We start from the raw sequence: 17288 nt of genomic DNA on the forward strand, positions 1-17288 counted from the left end.
GCGGTCACTCGCCGAGGCCATCACTCCAATCCATGTCCCCGGAGATGGCCGCCATGGTGCTCTGACCGTCGAGCGCCTCGCGGATGATGTCGGCGTGGCCGCAGTGATGTGCGGTCTCACGGAGCAGATGCAGCGCCATCTTGCGGACCGACCACCACTCCCGCTCGGGCTGCCAGGGTGCGGTTGGCTGGGGAATCAGGTCATCGAGACTCTCCACCTCCGCGATCACGCGGTCGTAGTCCGCGGCGGCCTGGTCGTACTCCTCCAGCCAATCCGAGAGTGTCTCGCCCTCGTTGAGGGCATACGCGTCCACAGCCGCGCCCATGTCGAACTCGGCGTTCTCGTCGCGCTCGCGGATGGTCGCGGCATGTTCGCGTTCGCCGCGGGCGAGGTGCTTGATCAAGCCGCCGATGGTGAGTCCGCTGACCGTCGATCGCGTGCGGGACTGAGCGTCGGTGAGGCCGCGTGCGGTGACCTTCAGCAGTGCCCGTTGATCGGCGAGCAACGTCAGAATGTCGGCTTTCTCGCCCGTGACGGGGACGCTGAGGGTGACGGAGGTGTATGTGCCGGCCATGGTGTGGTCCTTTCGAGGAGGAACTGAACGCCCATGACGTTATGACCGATTGCGGTCAGGAACGGTCCGCGATTGCCAGCCGTTCACACACCGGTTTGCGGACGGTCAGCACCCACCCACCCCTTTGCTCGCACGATGTCCCATTCGCCGTGATACTGGTAACTAGGGGCAAAACCCCTCTAGAAAACGCTACGGAAACCGGAGACGAAGCAAATTATGAACGCGAAGCAGCCCACCATCATCTACACACTGACGGACGAGGCGCCGATGCTTGCGACCCACGCATTCCTGCCGGTGGTCCGTGCTTTCGCCGGTGCGGCTGACATCAACGTCGAATCAACCGACATCTCCGTGGCGAGCCGCATCCTCGCCGAGTTCCCCGATTACCTGCCCGAAGATCAGCGCATTCCGGACAACCTGGGCGAGCTGGGCCGGCTCACCCAACTGCCCGACACCAACATCATCAAGCTGCCGAACATCAGCGCCTCTGTGCCGCAGCTGCTCGCCGCGATCAAGGAGCTCAAGTCCAAGGGGTACAAACTCCCCGACTACCCGGGCAACCCGAAGACGGACGAAGAAAAAGAGATCCACGATCGCTACGTCAAGTGCCTCGGCAGTGCGGTCAATCCGGTCCTGCGCGAAGGCAATTCGGACCGGCGCGCACCCAAGGCAGTGAAAGAGTACGCGCGCAAACACCCCCACAGCATGGGCGAGTGGTCGATGGCGTCACGCACCCACGTGGCACACATGCGCGAGGGCGATTTCTACCACGGCGAGAAGTCGATGACCGTCGACAGTGACCGCGAGGTCAAGATGGAACTGCTGACCGAGAGCGGCCAGACGCTGGTTCTCAAGCCCAAGGTGACGCTCAACGCCGGCGACGTGATCGACAGCATGTTCATGAGCAAGAAGGCCCTGATCCAGTTCTACGAAGAGCAGATGGAAGACGCCTACAAGACGGGCGTCATGTTCTCGCTCCACGTCAAGGCCACCATGATGCGGGTGTCGCATCCCATCGTCTTCGGGCACGCGGTGCGGGTTTTCTACAAGGACGCCTTCGCCAAGCACGGCGAGCTGTTCGATGAGCTGGGTGTCAATGTCAACAACGGCTTGTCCGATCTGTACGACAAGATCGAGTCACTCCCGGCGTCGAAAAAAGAAGAGATCATCGACGACCTGCACAAGTGCCACGAGCACCGTCCCGAGCTGGCCATGGTGGATTCCGCCCGCGGCATCTCGAACTTCCACTCGCCGAGCGATGTGATCGTCGATGCCTCCATGCCGGCGATGATCCGGGCCGGCGGCAAGATGTACGGCGCCGATGGCCGTCCCAAGGACACCAAGGCCGTGAACCCCGAGTCCACCTTCTCGCGCATCTACCAGGAGATGGTGAACTTCTGTAAGACCAACGGCGCCTTCGACCCCGCGACGATGGGCACCGTCCCCAATGTCGGCCTGATGGCACAGAAGGCCGAGGAATACGGTTCACACGACAAGACCTTCGAGGTTCCCGAAGGCGGCGTCGCCAACATCACCGACCTCGCGACGGGCGAAGTGCTCTTGACGCAGAACGTGGAAGAAGGCGACATCTGGCGCCTCTGCATCGTCAAGGACGCGCCGATCCGCGACTGGGTGGCGCTGGCCGTGCGGCGTTCACGCGAGTCGGGGATGCCCGTGGTGTTCTGGCTCGACCCCTACCGTCCGCACGAGAACGAACTCATCACGAAGGTGAAGACGTACCTCGCCGACCACGACACCGACGGACTCGACATCCAGATCATGTCGCAGGTGCGGGCCATCCGGTACACGATGGAACGACTCGTACGCGGTCTCGACACCATCTCCGCGACCGGCAACATCCTGCGCGACTACCTCACCGACCTGTTCCCGATCCTCGAGCTGGGTACCAGCGCCAAGATGCTCTCGATCGTGCCGCTGATGGCCGGAGGCGGACTGTACGAAACGGGCGCCGGCGGGTCGGCACCCAAGCACGTCAAGCAGCTGCTCGAGGAGAACCACCTGCGGTGGGATTCGCTCGGTGAGTACCTGGCGCTCGCCGTCAGCCTGGAGGACCTCGGCACCAAGACCGGCGACAAGCGGGCGACCATCCTGGCGAAAACACTTGATGCCGCAACCGGAAAGCTGCTGGAGAACAGTAAGGGGCCCTCGCGCAACACCGGCGAACTCGACAACCGGGGCAGCCAGTTCTATCTCGCCATGTACTGGGCTCAGGAGCTGGCCGACCAGACCGAGGACGAGGAACTGCGCAAGCACTTCGCACCCCTGGCCAAGACGCTCGCCGAGAACGAAGACACCATCGTCAAGGAATTCAACGAGGCCCAGGGACAGCCCGCGGACATCGGTGGGTACTATGCGCCCGACCCCGAGCTCGCGACCGCCGTCATGCGGCCGAGCAAGACCTTCAACGAGGCCCTGGAGTCTGCCCAGAAGTGACGTGCCCGCAGCGCTGATAGACGAAAGCGTCTAGACAGCAACCTTTTTCACATGGACGGATCGTGGGAGACCTGAGGTTTCCCGTGATCCGTCCTTGTCGTTTCCGGGTGCCGACGATCGGCACCGGGGCCTCGAACCGTCACCCGGCATCGGACGCGCGCATTCCATGAATGGAAAACTGGTGCGTTCTATGGCAAAGTGACTGCGGTCACACCGGCTCCAAGAACGCGGGTCGCCGCCAGACACCGGAATCTGTCTGCGCCGATGTTCGTGCCCCGCGCTGGTGAATCGAAACCAAACCAAACCCGTGTGGGCGGCATTCGTCGCAGGCATGGAAGGAATGCCTTCGATGACCGAATTGACGCCGTTCTACGATGACGTGCAGTCCCACTACGACCTGTCCGACGAGTTCTTCGCGTTGTTCCTCGACCCCACCCGCACATACAGCTGCGCGTATTTCGAGCGCGACGACATGACACTCGAGGAAGCAGAGATCGCCAAAATCGATCTGGCACTGGGCAAATGCGACCTGGAGCCGGGTATGACACTGCTCGACGTCGGCTGCGGGTGGGGATCGACCCTGCTCCACGCTGTAGAGAAGTACGACGTGAACGTCATCGGACTCACCCTCAGCCGCAATCAGCACCGTTATGCCAGCGAATTGCTGGAGAACCGGTCTGCCACCAATCGAAGTGCAGAGGTGCGATTGCAGGGCTGGGAGGATTTTGACCAACCGGTCGACCGGATCGTGTCGATCGGCGCATTCGAGCACTTCCGGCGCGAACGCTATGACGCATTCTTCGACCGCTGCACCACGCTCCTGCCCGACGACGGCCGGATGCTGTTGCACACGATCGTCGGCTTCAACCGTCACCAGGTCCGGGACAAGGGCCTGCCGATCACCCGGGAGATCATGGAGTTCGGGAAGTTCATCCAGCTCGAGATCTTCCCGGGAGGCCAACTGCCCGAACCACAATGGGTGGTGGACGGCGCGCACGGAGCCGGCTTCAACGTCGAGCGCATACATCCGCTGCAGTTCCACTACGCCCGCACGCTCGATTGCTGGGCGGAAGCGTTGCAGAAGCGGCGCGACGAGGCGATCGAGGTCGCCTCGGAAGACACCTACAACACCTACGTGAAGTACTTGACCGGTTGTGCCGACTACTTCCGCAAGGGGTACATCGACATCATGCAGTTCAGTCTTGCCAAGCCGACCGCCCGGCCACTTCCCGCGAAGTTCTCACAGGGCTGAGGGACAGTGCCCTACTTGGACAAAGACGGCGAGGTGTCGGTCCTGCATTTCGGCGGGCACGACTCCCCCGATCCTCAGAACCGTTTCAATCCGGACTGGCTCAAGACCGTTCATGCTCTGCTCGACGAGGTGGAAGCCGAGGCCGGGCCGCGCGCCCTTGTCACAACCGGCCACGGCAAGTACTACTCCACCGGCGCAGATTTGAGCTGGGGCGCGCAGAATCCGGCCCAGATCGACTGGTGCCTGAGTGAGATCCAGGCTCTGCTCGCGCGCCTCCTGGAGTTTCCGATGCCGACGGTGGCGGCGATGCAAGGTCACGCTTTCGGCGCGGGTGCATTCCTCGCCATCGCCCACGACCATTCGGTGATGCGGGCCGACCGCGGTTATCTCTGCTTTCCCGGCATCACCCTGGGTGCAGCCTATGCACCCGGGGTGCTGGCGCTGACCGCTGCGCGTCTGCCTGCACGTGCCGGACATGAGGCACTCATGACAGGTCGGCGATACGGCGGAGAAGAGGCACTTCGGTTGGGGTTGGTCGACGAGGTCGCGGAGGAGGCCGACGTGCTGACCGCCGCGGTCGAGTGGGCTCGCTCCAACGCGAACACCCGGTCGGAGGTACTCGGTGACATCAAGCGTGGTCTGCATCCAGAGGTGTTCGAAGCACTGAAACAGCCGGTCAGCGGATACAACCAGTAGGGGTGACAAGCGGTGCTCGCTGCCGATTACGTTCTTGTGCAGGACAACCCGGGTTCACCAGAAGGTTGTAGGGTGCCTCCGTCTGGGTAGCCGAATACAGGGGCGGGCGGTGGCGAGAGCCGATGACAACAACTGATCGGGACGGCCGCCCGACAACGGTGCAGCAGTACATCGACGAGGTGCCGGCCTGGCGAGACGGCACACCGGCCACCGCCGGGGCGATGACGTCGATGCAGAAGCGCATCTGGCTGTTGGCGTCGGCAGGCAAGTTCTTCGAGGGAATGATCGTCTTCATGGTCGGCGTGGCGCTGCCGCTGATCACCGCCGAGTTCGACCTCACCTCCGCCCAGGCCGGATTGACAACGGCCGCACCGCTGCTCGGCATCATGATCGGCGCGAGCGCGCTCGGCGGTCTGTCCGACCGATGGGGACGCCGCCAGATGTTCCTCGCTGAGATGGCGCTGTTCACGATTTTCCTGGTGGGTGTCACCGTCAGCCCCGGGTACGGCAGCCTCGTCGTATGCCTGATCGGTATGGGGCTGGCGCTTGGCTGCGACTACCCCACCGCCCACACCATGATCTCGGAGACGATGCCGACCAGCGTGCGCGGCCGAGGGGTGTTGGCGGCGTTCGGTTTCCAAGCCGTCGGAGCCCTGGCGGGCACTCTGGTCGGCGTGCTCATCCTCGGAAATCGAGACGAGCTGTCCGACTGGCGGTGGATGTTCGCCGTCGTGATCATCCCATCACTGCTGGTGATGATCGGGCGTGTGTTCATCGTGCAGAGCCCCCACTGGCTGCTCCACATCGGGCGGGTCGACGAGGCCGAAGCCGAGCTCCAGCGCCTGCTTGCCCGGGAGCCGGTGTATCCCACCACAGTGACATTGGACCGCAGCGACCCGGCCACTGCAGCACCGTCTGGCTCCGGCGTCGGAATGTTGCTGCGCGCACCATGGCGACGGTCGACCATTCTCGCGAGTGTTCCCTGGTTTCTCCAAGACCTCGGCACCTACGGCATCGGTATCTTCACACCTACCGTCATCGCCGCGACTGTGGGCACGGCCACCGCGAACGAGTCAACCGTCACCGCCGTCGTCGACAACGACCTCCAGGGCGCCGAGGGTGCCGTGATGATCGACGCCTTCCTGCTGATCGGCATCGTCCTCGCTGTCATCCTGGTGGACAGGTTCGGCCGAATCCGACTGCAGGTCTTCGGGTTCCTGGGCTGCGCAGTCGGTCTCGTCATCGCGGCTCTGTCGACGGTCATGACGGGAACCCTGCAGATCGTCCTGGTCTTCGCCGGCTTCATGTTGTTCAACCTGATGACCAACCTGGGCCCGAACTCGATGACTTACCTGTTGGCAGGCGAGGTGTTCCCGACCCACCTGCGGGGTACCGGCGCCGGCATGGCGGCCTCGGTGGCAAAGGTGGGCGCTGTCCTCACCGCCTTCCTCTTTCCGATCCTTCTCGAAGAGTGGGGCACGGCCGTCATCGTCCTGATCCTGGCGGGCACGTCACTGCTCGGCGCCCTGATCACATGGAGATTCCGGGTCGAGACGACGGGGATCAGTCTGGAGCAGGTCGACCGGATGCACGACCCCTCGCCGCCTGCCGGGTCGCCCAGCCCTCCGCTGACCAGCAATCGCAGCTAGCGCCGCCTGGGTTCGAAGGCATTCGGGAATCGATCTCGCAGGGCTTTGATCTGGCGCTGGACGTCGTACAACTCGCGGCGCTTGGCGTGCTGCACGGCCACCGGCACCGCCGCCCGGCCCGACAGCTCGGCCTCGAGTTGGTCCGCCCACCGCTCGAGCTGGTCTGCGAAGTACCGCGCTTGCTCTTCGCTGGGACTGACGCTATCGGACACTGACGGCATGGTCGTAGATCCTAAGCGCTACGCAGTCGCTGATTGCAAATCCTTCGAAGGGCCTCGTGCACCTCGGGGGACAAACCGGCGATACCGTCGTCGAGCGCATCGGACAACCGTTCGAAGTATGCCTCCGGGGTGAGGCCGAACTCGACAAAGATGTCCTCGGCCGAGCCTCCCCCGAACGGGTACCACTGCTCTGCGAACTCAACCAAACGCGCATGATCGGCGGGCGCGATACGTGATGTCATACCGCAAGTCTGTACCGCGAGCACGGAATTCGTGACATGGACAAAGGATTCCGATGTGGCGGCGAACGTCAGACGAACAGTGCGTGAATGTTCGGCGAACTGCCCACCGGGAGCGCTTGATTCACCGAGTGTCGGCAGCCACAAGCGGTCCCCTTGACGTCGACATCCGCTCAGCGCCGTGCGGCGGCGTTCACAGTCGTCAGTACCGAATGCAGCCGCTCGAGTGTGTCCAGGTCGACGCCGAGAGCCTCGACGACCGCATCGGGAATGAGAAGTGCTTTCTCGCGGACCCGGAGACCCTGTGCGGTGAGGTCGATGACGGCCAATCGCTCGTCTGCCGGATCGCGGCGGCGGGTCAGGTACCCGGTTGTCTCCAGCCTTTTCAGAAGCGGCGAGAGCGTGGCCGAGTCGAGCTGCAGGGCGCTGCCGATCTCCTTGACCGAGCGTGGCGACTGCTCCCACAGTGCGAGCATCACGAGGTATTGCGGGTGGGTCAGGTTGAGCGGTTCGAGCAACGGCCGGTAGACAGCCAGTACCGAGCGGTTGGCGACGGCCAGCGCGAAACAGACCTGCCGTTCGAGAGCCAGGGGATCAACATGGCCTTCGTCTTGCTTCGAAATTGTGCTCACGGAACTCTTCCTCGATCGAACAGGCAGTACCGCTTCCAGCGGCTGGTGACCCGGATTGTCACCCAATCTACTGCATAGTGCGCGATTCAATCGCGTCTTATTTACTCACGGCTCGACGTTGTGACCTCTATCATCATGACTGGCTCCCGCCCCACCGCCGGCGTAGCGTGCTATTAGATAGTGCACGATGTAATCCGTGCGCACCAGTGGAGAGTCCGGTTCAGCCCGATCGAACTCACAGACCGGCCCCGCCCACCTGGCGACGCCGGAGACCGTAGGAGTGGAGTGAGCGTGACATCCGAGGCAGATCGACCGGCCTTCTTCCAGTACGTGAAGTACTGCTACGGAGCCAAATTGCCCGACAGCATGAGTGAGTGGGTGGCCAACGACCAGGCCGGCCCCGGCGCCACCCGGCGGATGATCATTCGCTGGGCGATCCCCTGCATCCTCCTGCTCGCGCCGATGTTCTTCGTGCACGCGTCGATCTACGTCCGCCTGAACATGACGGTTCCCATCTTCTTGCCGTACGTCATGTTCTCGATCGCCCTGAACCGCGTGTACCGCCGCCATCGGCTGGCCCAGCACGGGTTGGATCCCGACCTTGTCAACGCGATCGCCCGTAAGCGCGACGCCCATCTCTACGAAGCGTACGAACAGAAATACCGGGGCAAGTAGGGCACTGGACCTCGAACCATTACAGCCCGCTGGTTCACAATCGGCGATCGGGGTACTCGGTCGCCATGCCTGTTGACGCTCCTGACGACTCCAAGTACGAACCACAGAACCCCGAACCGACCAACACTGCGGGGCTCGAAGCCGGGGGCAGCGTCACTCCCGGTGACACCCCGCCGGCCGAAACGGGTGTCGGCGGCCCGAATCATGAACCGCCTCAGCGTGGCCGCACCGGACCGATCATCGCCATCGGCGTGATTTCATTCATCGTGCTCATCATCGCGATCGGTCTCATCGCTCGCGTCGTAGGCCTGTTCTGATGTCGGCGTTCCACAAGAAGCAAACGGCGTCCCACCACTTGCGGTCGCGGACCACGAGTGATGGCTGAGATTTGAGGAGTCCCCAATGGCCACACGGGCAGAGACATTCGGTCTCGAGAGCACTTTCGCCGACGAACTGACCGCACTGACCGTTCCATGGCAGGGCGCTCCCTCCCCCGCCCCCTCCCTGCTCGTGCTGAACGAACAACTCGCCGCGTCGCTGCATCTGGATGTCGAAATGCTCCGCAGCACCGAAGGAGTCGCCATCCTGTCCGGGACCTCAGCGCCTCCAGGGGCAAAGCCCGTCGCGATGGCGTACGCCGGCCACCAGTTCGGGGGGTACACCCCGATGCTCGGCGACGGCCGGGCGCTGCTCCTCGGCGAACTGAAAACCGATGAGGGTCGCCGTATCGACCTGCACCTCAAGGGTTCCGGACGTACCCCGTTCTCCCGCGGCGGCGACGGCTTCGCGGTGGTCGGGCCGATGCTGCGCGAATACCTCGTCAGCGAGGCCATGCACGCCCTCGGAATCCCCACGACCCGCTCGCTGTCGGTGGTCGCCACCGGACAAGCCGTTCGCCGAAACGGGCTCGAGCCGGGAGCCGTGCTCGCGCGGGTTGCGTCCAGCCACGTGCGCGTGGGCACCTTCGAGTTCGCGGTTCGACAGGGCGAGATCCTGCAGCCACTCGCCGACTACGCGATCGCCCGCCATTACCCGGCAGTGACAGATCTGCCCGCGCACGGTCCAGACAGTCGATACCTGGCCTTTTTCGATGCGGTGGTGGATGCGCAGGCCTCACTGGTTGCGCAGTGGATGCTCGCAGGCTTTGTGCACGGCGTGATGAACACGGACAACACGACGATCTCGGGCGAGACCATCGACTACGGCCCCTGCGCCTTCCTCGACGCATTCGACCCGAACGCGGTCTTCAGCTCCATCGACCGCGGCGGCCGATATGCGTTCGGCAACCAACCTGCGGTGTTGAAGTGGAACCTGGCTCGCCTCGCAGAAACCCTGCTGACACTGATCGACTCGGAACCCGACGCCGCCATTGCCGCGGTGACCGAAGTGCTGAACACTTTTGATACGCGCTACGCGAGTTACTACTCGGCGGGTATGGCGGCAAAACTCGGCCTCGCCGACGCGGGTGTCGAACAAGAACTGATCGACGACCTCCTCACTCTGTTGGCCGACGACGGCGTCGATTGGACGAGCACCTTCCGCGCCCTCGCCGACGAACTCCGCGGCGACTCGGCAGCTCTGGGCAATCTGTTGTCTCGTGAGCGCGCCGATTCGTGGCTACAACGATGGCGCGGCGCGCTGGCGGACGCGGGAGTGGCGCTGCCGGAAGCCGCAGATGCGATGGACCGCGTGAACCCGATCTACATTCCGCGTAATCATCACCTCGACGCCGCGTTGCGCGCTGCCACAGACGGCGATCTCGGTCCCTTCGAGACGTTGCTGAAGGTGGTCACGCATCCGTTCGAGCGACGCGACGAGTGGTCTGAATACAGCGGGCCCGCCCCGCTGGTGTTCAGCGAGAACTTTCAAACGTTCTGCGGCACGTGAGGACAGGCGCCATTCACCCTTCCCTGCCCTGACGCACCACGGCTTTGAGGATCTCCTCGGTACGGCCGCGCGACGTATCGGCCGGACTGACGGTGTCGGGCCATGAATCGGTCTCGGACAACGCCCAGTCCGACCACTCGATGATGTGGGCGTAGTGCCCGACCATGAAGCGGTTGGCCAAGGTCAGCAGATGACGGCGTTCAGGATGTGAACCCCGATCCGGTTCCAACATCCGTTCGGCGTTGGAGATGAACAGGTTCCGGGCCGCCTCGGCCTGATCACGCATGTTGCGCAGGTTCGCCCGCAGATCCTCGATCGACCCTTGTTCTGCGAAGCACACGCGGATCATCCCCTCGAAGACCAACGCGGGCGGCTGTGACTGGGTGGCCAGCCATTCGGTGAGGGCGGCACGCCCCTGAGGCGTGATCGAGTAGATCGTCCGATTGCGGCGCTTACCCGCTGGCTCGGTTCGCGCAGTGACCAGGCCGCGTTCGAGGAGTCGCTTCGGTGCGTTGTAGCGCTGCCTGTCCGCACGAGGCCACAGCGCGGAGACCCCTCGTCCTACCTGCTCAGCGATTTCGTAGGCCGACCTGTCCTTGGCCGTCAGTATCCCCAAGATCACATACGACGTCGTGTTGAGGTCGCCCTGGGCCACTGATCTCCTTCCCGCGAAGCACCGTATTTCGATACGACCGCGAGAGCCGATCCTACCGAGACGCTTCGCCGGCGCCGCCGCGACGCCTGTTGCTAGCCGCCGCTTGTATCCTCCGCCGCATCGTCGATGTGTTCGCCGGTGTCGGTGGCCGGGCCGGCGTATATCAGGGGTACCAGAGACTTGGCGACCATCGCCGCAGGCGGGAACCCTTCGGCGGTCGGAGCAAGATTGCCCCACACCACAACGGTGACGTCGTTCACCGGGTCGTAGCCCATGAAGGAGTTGTAGCCGGGCATCTCGCCGATGTGTCCGTACATCGGTCCCATCATGGCGATCCCGTAGCCGTAGCTACTCCCCGATGGGTCGTCGGGATCAGTCGGTTGCACGCTGTCCGTCCGCAGTTTCTGGGTCTTCTCGTCGAGCAGATCTCCCTTGCCGATCGCCTTGACCCAGGTGGCCAGGTCGTTGGCGGTCGAAATGCCTTGCCCTGCAGCCCATGTCCACGACGGATTGTCGTTGGTTGTGGTCCGTGGGGTGACGGTGCCGGACTCGATGGCCGCCAGCTTCTCCGGCGAGAGCGACTCCTTGCCCTCACCCAACGTCTCGACGTTCCCGCTGTACGAATAGCCGTTCACGTAGGTCGCCGGGATGGAGGTATCGGTGTTGGCAGGGAATGAGGTACCCGTCATCCCCAGCTTGCTGAAGAAGCGGTCCTGGAAGATCTGGCCGAGGGGCTTCCCGTCGAGTTGCTCGGCGATGAGACCTAGGAGAACCGTGTTGGTGTTGCTGTAGTTGTACTCGGCACCGGGCGGCGCCAAAGGCGGGTTGGCGAACGCCAGAGCCAGCAATTGTTCTGGCGTCCAGACCTTTTGGGGCTCTGTGTCCAGTGCCGTGTTCAACTCCAGCGTGGCCGTGTAGTTGTAGAGCCCGCTGCGCATGTCGAGTAGCTGCCCGATCGTGATGTTCTGCCCGTTGGGGACATCGGGCCGGTACTTGCTGACCGGGTCGTCCACGGAGATCTTGCCCTCTTGGACCATCTGCATGATGGCCGTACCGGTCCACGTCTTGGTATTGGAACCGATGCGCACCTTGGTATCTGGGGTCGGGGGCTCGGTGGAGCCGATTCCGAGGGTGCCCCACGACTTCGTGTAGTCGCCCTCGGGTGTCCGGACCAACACCATCATGCCGATCTCGCGGAACTCGGTCGCCATCTCGTCGACCAGCTTGTCCATCGCGGCGGGGTCGAGAGGCAGCAGCGCACCACCCGGCGCGGCGCTGGTCGATGACGACGTCGACGAACTACTCGAGTCCGACGAGCATGCGGTCGCGACAAGAGCCGCTGTCAGCATCACGGCGACGGCCGCAGCCTTACGGTTCCGGTGCCGCCGACCTACGCGGGTAGATGAGGACGGTGATGACATGTTTTCTCCCCTGGTGTGGCGATCGTGTTCGGTCGGGCTGCACAAACTCTTGATAGGGCGCTCGTCGGTCATGCTGGGACCTTCGTGAAGGTGCCGAGATCATGGGCATCGAGATACTCGACGGTGAACGACGTGGCGGTGCCGTTGGCAGTGGTGAACCGGACACCCGTGGGTCCGACTGCGTTCTCCCCCGACGTCTCGAACCAGTAGGTGTCCCCGTCGTAGTGCGTGAGCGGGTAGGTCAGCTGTTGATCTCTACCGAGCTTCAGTACGAGATCCGCACCCTCGACCACAACGTGGGCCGCCCCGTAGAAGGGGCTGACGAACCTGCCCGTGTAGGCCGAGATCGCCTGGGCCGGCGCAGCACCCGCCGGCGGACTCGCGTAATCGGTCTCGGACCGACCATGTTCGACGAGCTGTTTGAACTGACCCGATACGTACGGCACCCAGTCGACAGTCAGCTTGCCGTTCTTCGCATAGTCCATGAACTGGGCGGAGATCGTCTCCGAGACGCCGATGGGCGCGGTGTTGGCGAGCACCACGATTCCGAGATCTTCACTCGGCAACAACTCGACATCGGTGCTGGCGCCCAACGCGAACGCGCCGGCGTGAGCAACCTGCACGCGGCCTCGATCATCGGTGTTGATCGAGAAGCCGGTACCGTAAAAGCTCTCCCGTGCACCTGGTTCGGTCGCCGGACGGGAGAACGCGTGGGCCTGGTGGGTGTACTGCAGCGCTTCGGGATCCACGATCTGACGACCGTCGAACATCCCATCGGCGAGCTCCATGCGAATCCAGGCGGCCATGTCGTCGACCGACGAACTCGCGCCGCCCGCCGGTGATTGCGCTTCCGGATTGCTGACGTACGTCGCCTCCCACGTGTTGGTTGCGGGATCGGTGAGCACGTGGTTGTACGCGTGGTTCGGAGCGTTCAGCCATTCATCGGTACTCGATGTCGTGTTCGACATCCCCAACGGTTCGTAGATCGTCTGCTCCGACAATTCGGCCCACGTCGTGTTCTCGGATTTGGCAGCAGCAACCCCGGCGACGGAGAAGCCATAGTTCGAGTAGGCGTAGTTGTCCCGGAAACGATCGAGTGGAAGCTGACCGAGCCGCGACACTATCTCCTCATATCCGTAGCCGAGGTCTTCGAGCAGGTCGCCGCCATGGTCGGGAAGACCCGATCGATGGGAGAGCAGATCGGTGAAGGTGGCGTTCTCCGTGACATACGGGTCTGCGACCACAAATCCTGGCTCGTACCGTTTCACCGGCTCATTCCAGGAGATCTTGCCGTCGCCGACCAGCGTGGCGATCACGCTGGACGCCAAGGGCTTTGACACCGAGGCGAGCTGAAACATCGTGCTGGTGTCCACCGGTTCGGGTTCGCCCACCTTGCGAACACCGAAACCCTTGGCGTAGACCACCTCGTCCTTGTAGACGACCGCCACCGCGATACCCGGTGCACCCGTGCGAGACATCATGTCGTCGACGAACCCGTCGATCTGATCTGTCGCCGAATCCACCGCTGCCCGATCGATCTGTGCTGCCGAGAGATTTGTCGGCGCCTCTGCGGGTGCGCCGGACGAGTCCCCCGAAGTCGAACTGCACCCGGACAGAACCAGTGTGGTCGCCACTCCCAGAACCAGCGCACAGGTGAGGAAGGAGCTCGCCCGCTGCACAGGCTGAGCGAGAAAGGCCGACCGACTGGTCATTCATTGCTCCATCACAAGGCGGCCCGCCGCGGCGGCCCGTCAAACCGATATGGCACGCGCCGATCCACCCCGAGGTGGACGCTTCGAGCCAATGTATCGACCATACTTCCATCAAATGCAACTTGCACGGTGTAATTTGCAGTAATTACTTGTCCCACGCTGGAGTGGGCGTCGAGTCGGACCCAGGAAGTGGTGCGCCACCATGCCATCAGTCGAACACCGAACCAAGACGTATCGCGCAAAGACGACGTTGGCTGCATTCGCCGTCGGTGGACTGCTCTTCGCCGCGGCGTGCTCGGGCGACTCGTCGGAATCCGACAAGAAGTCGCCCGGAGGGCAAGGTCAGGCGCTGCCCACCGCCGCGACGGCGATCATGGAGACCGAACCGTACAAGGCTGCGCGGTGGTCATATCTCGTGGTGGACCCGGAGACCGACGAGGTTGTCTACAGCAACCTGGCCGACGAGTTCATGTTCATGGCCTCGCAGACAAAGCATTTCACCGTTGGGACGGTTTACCAGGATCTCGGCGTCGACCGGCGGCTGACGACTCCTGTCTACGCAACGGCACCTCCTGTGGGTGGAACGCTCAATGGGGACCTCGTCCTGGTGGGCTCCGGCGACCTGGCGCTCGGCGGGCGCAATGCACCCGACGGCAGGTTCGACTTCGCCACCGACGGCATCGACCACGTGTACGCCGATGCCATCCCGGGTGCGGTACTGGCACCCGGCGATCCGCTCGCCGGACTCGATGACCTCGCCGCCCAGGTTGTCGCATCCGGGGTCACCCGCATCGACGGTGACGTACTCGTCGACCCACGGTTGTGGGAGCGCTACACAACGGTCGAAGGGGTGGTCCCGTCGATCTACGTCAACGACAACCTGGTCGACATCCAAGCCACCCCAGGGCAACCCGGACAGCCGGCGACAGTCGGAATGCTGCCTGGCAACGGGCTTTTCAGACTCGACTCGCAAGTCACCACCGGTGCTGCGGACAGCGACTCCACCATGACGGTCAGCGCGGACGAGCTTGATCCCACCCTCATCCGGGTGACCGGTTCGGTGCCCGCCGGCAAGTCAACTCTGACGGTGTTCCGCATCACCGACGCGCCGACCTGGGCGCGTCAGCTGTTCATCGAAGCCTTGCAGCGCAAGGGCGTAACGGTCTCGTCGACTGCCAAGGTGAATGAACAGGCCGCACTCCCGGCAAAGGACAGCTACCGAGACGATCTGCGTCTGGCAAAGCTCGAATCCGTACCGCTCCAGGAGATGGGCTCGATGATCCTGGCCACCAGTTACAACACGGGCGCGAACGACTTCCTCTGCCTGCTGGCGGTCGAGGCAGGGTCTCAGGAGTGTTCAGACGGTCTGCCCGCGATCCGGGAACTCACCACCGAGGCCGGCATCTCGCCGTCCGAGTTCGTCATCGTCGACGGGCAAGGCAGCGATCCGTCGTCGGCCACACCCACCGCGATCACGAAGTGGTTCAAGTGGGTGGACAAGCAGCCGTGGGCCGACACCTTCTGGGCCGGACAACCCATCCTGGGTGAGCGCGGCTCCCTCAGCGGAGTGGGGGTCGACAGTCCCGCCAAAGGAAAGGTAGTCGGTAAGACGGGAACCTCCGCCGACGCCGAGCCCGTCACGGGACGGTTGGTGATGACGATCCAGGGCCTGTCGGGCTATCTCGAAGTCGCTGACGGCCGTCGACTGCTCTTTGTCGTCGGGGTCAGCAACGCGGTGTTCCCGGATCTGCCCCGTGGGATCTTCCAGGTGGGTGACGACGTGGGTATGGTCGCGGCTGCATTCCAGCAGGCCCTGAGCAAGTGATGCGCAGGACCCCATCTCACCGCGGCCCGCACACGCACGCCCCACTACCCGCGAGATCGTCAACTAGGCTTCTCACGACAGTTCGGCAGGCCTGCTGACAGCGGAGAAACGTGCCCATGATGGACCGAAGTGATGACCCACCGTCAGGCATTGCCACGGTTCCCATCGCCTGCCTCTACCAGCCGATCGTCGACCTGCGCACCGGGGAGACAACCGGGTACGAGGCACTCGCACGGTGGCCGAGCCGACCAGATCTCAGCCCGGGCGAAGTGTTCGGTTCAGCGCGAGACGACGGCACACTCGCCACCCTGGATCGTGCCGCGCAGCAGGCCGCGTTGCACGGAGCGCGCGAGGCGGGACTACCCCGCTCGTACACCCTCTTCATCAACGTCGAAGCCGACACATCGTCGAGCCTCTCGCTCACCGCCGACATGTTCGCTCCGGAAGGTGACGCAAGACCCGGCCGCGTGGTCATCGAGATCACCGAGCGCGCGCTGCTGGTTGACCCCGGTCGGGTTCTGGAAATCGCCGACGAAGCCAGGGCATTGGGATGGGGGGTGGCTCTCGACGACGTCGGCTCCAACCCGGACTGCCTCACCATGCTGGATTTTGTTGCACCGGAGATCATCAAGATCGATGGCCCACTGACCCGGACTCGTCGCCCCACCCCAGTCCACACTGCGACCCTGGCCGCCATCGCCGCGTACGTCGAAGCCACCCCCGCCACGGAGCTGATCGCGGAGGGAATCGAAACCCAGGCCGACCTCGAACAAGCTCTGGCGCTCGGCGCGACACACGGCCAAGGCTGGCTGCTCGGATACCCCGCACCCCTGCCCGAGGTCTTTCCACCTGTGTCGAACAGGATGCTCCCGCATACTGCCGTGCACAACGCGTCGCTGAGCCCACCGTCGGAGGCACTGAAGACGATCAGTCCGCGCATCGGCCGCAAGAGCCTGCTCATCACGCTGTCCCGCCACCTCGAGGACATGGCCTCGACACTGCGGGCCCCGGTCACGGTCCTGGCCACCTTCCAAGACGCCGCGAGTTTCGGACCCGTTGTCGCAGAACGATTTTCCACTCTCGCAGCCACACATCCCAATGCTTATGTGGCGGCTTTCGGAGTCGACATGCCGACCCATCCGGCAGCCGGGGTGGTCGGGGTCCCCCTCAACAGGGACGACAACCTGGTCAGCGAGTGGACGATCACGGTCACGGGCCCGCATTACTTCGGTGCGCTCATCGCCCGTGACCTCGGCGACCCTCCTGACGACCCCGACCGACGGTACGAGTACACACTCACCCACGACCGGTCCACTGTGACCACCGCTGCCCGCGCTCTCATGCGACGGATACACCATCGCAATGTGTATCCCTCACAGAGTGTTTCCTGAGACCG

The 17288-nt window shown here is 63.6% G+C and carries 16 protein-coding genes; 9 read left to right on the forward strand and 7 right to left on the reverse strand.

Going from position 1 to position 17288, the window contains the following annotated elements; translation table 11 throughout:
- Positions 1 to 4: 4 nt before the first annotated feature.
- Entirely contained in the window at positions 5 to 574 is a 570-nt protein-coding gene (locus tag KXR83_RS07800; RefSeq protein ID WP_437424335.1) for a DinB family protein, read from the reverse strand.
- 216 nt (positions 575 to 790) lie between these two features.
- Between KXR83_RS07800 and KXR83_RS07805 the strand changes: the two genes are divergently transcribed.
- From KXR83_RS07805 to KXR83_RS07820, 4 genes are all read left to right on the forward strand, one after another.
- Positions 791 to 3028, forward strand: coding sequence for an NADP-dependent isocitrate dehydrogenase (locus tag KXR83_RS07805; RefSeq protein WP_437424336.1), 2238 nt, complete (start codon positions 791 to 793; stop codon positions 3026 to 3028).
- A gap of 349 nt (positions 3029 to 3377) precedes the next feature.
- Positions 3378 to 4280: a cyclopropane mycolic acid synthase family methyltransferase gene (locus tag KXR83_RS07810; protein WP_437424337.1), complete on the forward strand. Its 903-nt coding sequence runs from the start codon at positions 3378 to 3380 to the stop codon at positions 4278 to 4280.
- A gap of 6 nt (positions 4281 to 4286) precedes the next feature.
- Positions 4287 to 4976 (forward strand): enoyl-CoA hydratase/isomerase family protein, encoded by a 690-nt coding sequence (locus KXR83_RS07815; RefSeq protein ID WP_437424338.1) that lies wholly within the window; start codon positions 4287 to 4289, stop codon positions 4974 to 4976.
- 122 nt (positions 4977 to 5098) lie between these two features.
- Entirely contained in the window at positions 5099 to 6625 is a 1527-nt protein-coding gene (locus KXR83_RS07820; RefSeq protein ID WP_437424339.1) for an MFS transporter, read from the forward strand.
- Here the strand turns inward: KXR83_RS07820 and KXR83_RS07825 are convergent.
- The 3 genes from KXR83_RS07825 to KXR83_RS07835 form a co-directional block, all read right to left on the reverse strand.
- The gene (locus KXR83_RS07825; RefSeq protein ID WP_023957184.1) at positions 6622 to 6837 is read right to left on the reverse strand and encodes a hypothetical protein; all 216 of its coding nucleotides are present in this window, start codon (positions 6835 to 6837) and stop codon (positions 6622 to 6624) included. The two genes, KXR83_RS07820 and KXR83_RS07825, sit on opposite strands and share 4 nt — an antisense overlap.
- 20 nt (positions 6838 to 6857) lie before the next feature.
- Positions 6858 to 7088: a DUF3263 domain-containing protein gene (locus tag KXR83_RS07830; protein WP_437424340.1), complete on the reverse strand. Its 231-nt coding sequence runs from the start codon at positions 7086 to 7088 to the stop codon at positions 6858 to 6860.
- Between the two features lie 170 nt (positions 7089 to 7258).
- Positions 7259 to 7717: a MarR family winged helix-turn-helix transcriptional regulator gene (locus KXR83_RS07835; RefSeq protein WP_437424341.1), complete on the reverse strand. Its 459-nt coding sequence runs from the start codon at positions 7715 to 7717 to the stop codon at positions 7259 to 7261.
- A gap of 285 nt (positions 7718 to 8002) precedes the next feature.
- Here KXR83_RS07835 and KXR83_RS07840 point away from each other — a divergent pair, with 285 nt between their 5' ends.
- The 3 genes from KXR83_RS07840 to KXR83_RS07850 all read left to right on the forward strand — a co-directional run bounded on the left by KXR83_RS07840 (position 8003) and on the right by KXR83_RS07850 (position 10279).
- Positions 8003 to 8392 (forward strand): DUF5313 domain-containing protein, encoded by a 390-nt coding sequence (locus KXR83_RS07840; RefSeq protein ID WP_437424342.1) that lies wholly within the window; start codon positions 8003 to 8005, stop codon positions 8390 to 8392.
- Between the two features lie 65 nt (positions 8393 to 8457).
- Entirely contained in the window at positions 8458 to 8709 is a 252-nt protein-coding gene (locus tag KXR83_RS07845) for a DUF6480 family protein (RefSeq protein ID WP_437424343.1), read from the forward strand.
- A gap of 85 nt (positions 8710 to 8794) precedes the next feature.
- Positions 8795 to 10279 carry a protein adenylyltransferase SelO gene (locus tag KXR83_RS07850; protein WP_437424344.1) on the forward strand — a complete coding sequence of 495 codons (1485 nt, stop codon included), beginning with the start codon at positions 8795 to 8797 and terminating at the stop codon, positions 10277 to 10279.
- Between the two features lie 13 nt (positions 10280 to 10292).
- Here KXR83_RS07850 and KXR83_RS07855 read toward each other — a convergent pair whose 3' ends face one another.
- From KXR83_RS07855 to KXR83_RS07865, 3 genes are all read right to left on the reverse strand, one after another.
- Positions 10293 to 10934, reverse strand: coding sequence for a PadR family transcriptional regulator (locus KXR83_RS07855; RefSeq protein ID WP_437424345.1), 642 nt, complete (start codon positions 10932 to 10934; stop codon positions 10293 to 10295).
- 92 nt (positions 10935 to 11026) lie between these two features.
- Positions 11027 to 12355, reverse strand: coding sequence for a serine hydrolase domain-containing protein (locus tag KXR83_RS07860; RefSeq protein WP_437424346.1), 1329 nt, complete (start codon positions 12353 to 12355; stop codon positions 11027 to 11029).
- 68 nt (positions 12356 to 12423) lie between these two features.
- Positions 12424 to 14067 (reverse strand): serine hydrolase, encoded by a 1644-nt coding sequence (locus KXR83_RS07865; protein WP_437424347.1) that lies wholly within the window; start codon positions 14065 to 14067, stop codon positions 12424 to 12426.
- A gap of 202 nt (positions 14068 to 14269) precedes the next feature.
- On the opposite strand from KXR83_RS07865, the gene dacB reads away from it, so the two are divergent.
- Both dacB and KXR83_RS07875 read left to right on the forward strand, forming a co-directional pair.
- On the forward strand, positions 14270 to 15892 hold the full coding sequence (gene dacB / locus KXR83_RS07870) for a D-alanyl-D-alanine carboxypeptidase/D-alanyl-D-alanine endopeptidase (RefSeq protein WP_437424348.1): 1623 nt from the start codon (positions 14270 to 14272) through the stop codon (positions 15890 to 15892).
- Between the two features lie 116 nt (positions 15893 to 16008).
- Positions 16009 to 17283 (forward strand): sensor domain-containing phosphodiesterase, encoded by a 1275-nt coding sequence (locus KXR83_RS07875; protein ID WP_437424349.1) that lies wholly within the window; start codon positions 16009 to 16011, stop codon positions 17281 to 17283.
- Positions 17284 to 17288 lie beyond the last annotated feature (5 nt).

The sequence above is a fragment of the Williamsia muralis genome, assembly GCF_051487485.1.
Taxonomy (GTDB): Bacteria; Actinomycetota; Actinomycetes; order Mycobacteriales; family Mycobacteriaceae; genus Williamsia; species Williamsia muralis_B.